Below are 2889 nucleotides of genomic sequence, written 5' to 3'. Positions count from 1 at the left end.
CGTGGAAGCGGGAGGAGCCGAGGTCCGGGGCGGGGGCGGAGTGGGCCGCGGGGCCCACTCCCTGCGCCGGGAACACCGCGCCGGACAGCCGGTGCAGGGCCAGCAGCAGCCGTTCCAGACGGGACTCGTACGCGTGCTCCATGCCCAAGGTCCCGGACAGCCAGGCCAGTTCGGGACGGAGCGACTCCGACCAGTCGGCGTCCAGGAGGGGGCGGAAGGTGTGGAGGCTGGCGCTGATGCGGCGCACCGAGCGGCGCAGGGCCCGGGCCGCGTCGACCGGGCCCTCCGCGCCCGCCGCCGTACCACCCGGGTCGCGGTGCTGGCGCAGGGCGCGGAGGAACTCCGTGGCCTGGGACCGCAGGTAGCCCGCGAGGGCGTCCCCGGTGGACGGCCCGACGTGCCCGGACAGGGGATCCGTCGGTTCAAGGTGTTGCTGTGCCACGCCGGCGCCTCCGGGCGTCTATGAGCATCTCCTGGACGTTGCGCAGGGGTTGGCCGTCCGCGTCCGTGGCGTGCCGGGTCCACTCGCCGTCCGGGCCGAGGTGCCAGGAGGCGGTGGTGTCGGACATGCCGGTCTCCAACAGCCGGTTCAGGGCTGCCCGGTGGGCCGGGTCGGTGACGCGGACCAGTGCCTCTATCCGGCGGTCGAGGTTGCGGTGCATCATGTCGGCGCTGCCGATCCACACCTCGGGCTCGCCGCCGTTGCCGAAGGCGAAGACCCGGGAGTGCTCCAGGAACCGGCCGAGGATCGAGCGGACCCGGATGTTCTCCGACATGCCCGCGACGCCCGGGCGGATCGCGCAGATGCCGCGCACCCAGACGTCGACCGGCACGCCCGCCTGGGACGCGCGGTAGAGCGAGTCGATGAGCGCCTCGTCCACCATGGAGTTGACCTTGATGCGGATGAAGGCCGGACGCCCCGCGCGGTGGTGCTGGACTTCCTTGTTCACCCGGGAAATGAGGCCGTCGCGCAGGGACTTGGGCGCCACCAGGAGGCGGCGGTAGGTCTCGCGGCGGGAGTAGCCGGACAGCCGGTTGAACAGGTCGGACAGGTCGGCGCCCACCTGCGGGTCGGCGGTGAGCAGACCGAGGTCCTCGTAGAGCCGTGCCGTCTTCGGGTGGTAGTTGCCGGTGCCCACGTGGCTGTACCGCCGTAGCGTGTCGCCCTCCTGACGGACCACCAGGGACAGCTTGCAGTGGGTCTTGAGGCCGACCAGGCCGTAGACCACGTGGCAGCCGGCCTCCTCCAGCTTGCGCGCCCACTTGATGTTGGCGTGCTCGTCGAAGCGGGCCTTGATCTCGACCAGGACGAGGACCTGCTTGCCGGCCTCGGCGGCGTCGATGAGGGCGTCGACGATGGGGGAGTCGCCCGAGGTGCGGTACAGGGTCTGCTTGATGGCGAGGACGTCCGGGTCGTCGGCGGCCTGCTGGAGGAAGGCCTGGACGGACGTCGAGAAGCTGTCGTAGGGGTGGTGCAGCAGGACGTCACGGGTGCGCAGGGCGGCGAATATGTCCGGCGCGGACGCCGACTCGACCTCGGCCAGGTCGCGGTGGACGCCCGCGATGAACTTGCGGTACTTCAGCTCGGGGCGGTCCAGGCCCGCGATGCGGAAGAGGCCGGTGAGGTCGAGGGGGCCGGGCAGCGGGTAGACCTCCGCCTCGGAGATCTTCAGCTCGCGCACCAGCAGGTCGAGCACCTCGCGGTCGATGGACTCCTCGACCTCCAGGCGCACCGGCGGGCCGAAGCGGCGCCGCATGAGCTCCTTCTCCAGGGCCTGGAGGAGGTTCTCGGCGTCGTCCTCCTCGACCTCCAGGTCCTCGTTGCGGGTGACCCGGAAGGTGTGGTGCTCCAGGACCTCCATGCCCGGGAACAGCTCCTCCAGGTGGGCGGCGATGACGTCCTCTATGGGGACGTAGCGGCCGGGGGAGGACTCCAGGAAGCGCGACAGCAGCGGCGGGACCTTGACCCGGGCGAAGTGGCGGTTGCCGTTGACCGGGTTGCGCACGATCACGGCCAGGTTCAGGGAGAGGCCGGAGATGTACGGGAAGGGGTGCGCCGGGTCGACCGCGAGGGGGGTCAGGACCGGGAAGATCTGGTGCCGGAACAGGGTGAACAGGCGAGCCTGCTCCTTCTCCTGGAGTTCGTTCCAGCGGACCAGGTGGATGCCCTCCTCCGCGAGTGCGGGGGCGACGTCCTCGTGGTAGCAGGCGGCGTGCCGGGCCATCAGCTCGCGGGAGCGGGCCCAGATCATCTCCAGCACCTCGCGGGGCTGGAGGCCGGAGGCGGAGCGGGTGGCGACGCCGGTGGCGATACGGCGCTTCAGTCCGGCCACCCGGACCATGAAGAACTCGTCCAGGTTGCTGGCGAAGATGGCGAGGAAGTTCGCGCGCTCCAGGAGGGGTGTGTTCGGGTCCTCGGCGAGTTCCAGGACCCGCTCGTTGAAGGCGAGCCAGCTGCGTTCCCGGTCGAGGAAACGGCCCTGCGGGAGCTGGGCGGCACCGTCGACCGGGATCTCCTCGTACGCGTCGAGATCGGCGTCGAGGTCGGGTTCCAGATCGGAGACGGTGGCCGACACGGTGTGCGGGCGGTGCGCGGCTATGGAGCCCACGGAGGGCTGCACGTGCTGGACCTCTGCCTGGGCGTTCGACTGGCTCATGGACCCATTCTTCCGCGCCAGGAGCGAAACGGGCGCGTCGGATGCCGCGAGCGGGAGCGCGGCGGTGACCGGGGCGTCCCCGTTCCCCGCGGACCCCTCGGGCGGCGGCGAAGGCTCTGGCACGGCGGGCTTCATTCGCTGAGCCTCGCAAGCCTGTCTGAACCGACGGTTACGGCGACATGGCGTTCGGGATATCGGGGGGCGGCTCGCGGGGGTGTGGGTGCGGCTTGGT

At 71.1% G+C, this 2889-nt stretch carries 2 protein-coding genes; both read right to left on the bottom strand.

What is annotated here, in order from left to right; all coding sequences use genetic code 11:
* Positions 1 to 442: CHAD domain-containing protein (locus AOJ26_RS32190; RefSeq protein ID WP_159044445.1), on the bottom strand; the 442-nt coding region annotated here is incomplete at its 3' end.
* Positions 423 to 2657, bottom strand: a complete 2235-nt coding sequence (locus AOJ26_RS32185; RefSeq protein WP_053851897.1) for an RNA degradosome polyphosphate kinase — start codon at positions 2655 to 2657, stop codon at positions 423 to 425. The genes AOJ26_RS32185 and AOJ26_RS32190, both read right to left, overlap by 20 nt.
* Positions 2658 to 2889 lie beyond the last annotated feature (232 nt).

Source organism: Streptomyces sp. NRRL B-24085, from assembly GCF_001282115.1.
Classification (GTDB): domain Bacteria; phylum Actinomycetota; class Actinomycetes; order Streptomycetales; family Streptomycetaceae; genus Streptomyces.
Note: the sequence above shows the minus strand (reverse complement) of the source record. Positions and strands in the feature narration are given on the sequence as shown.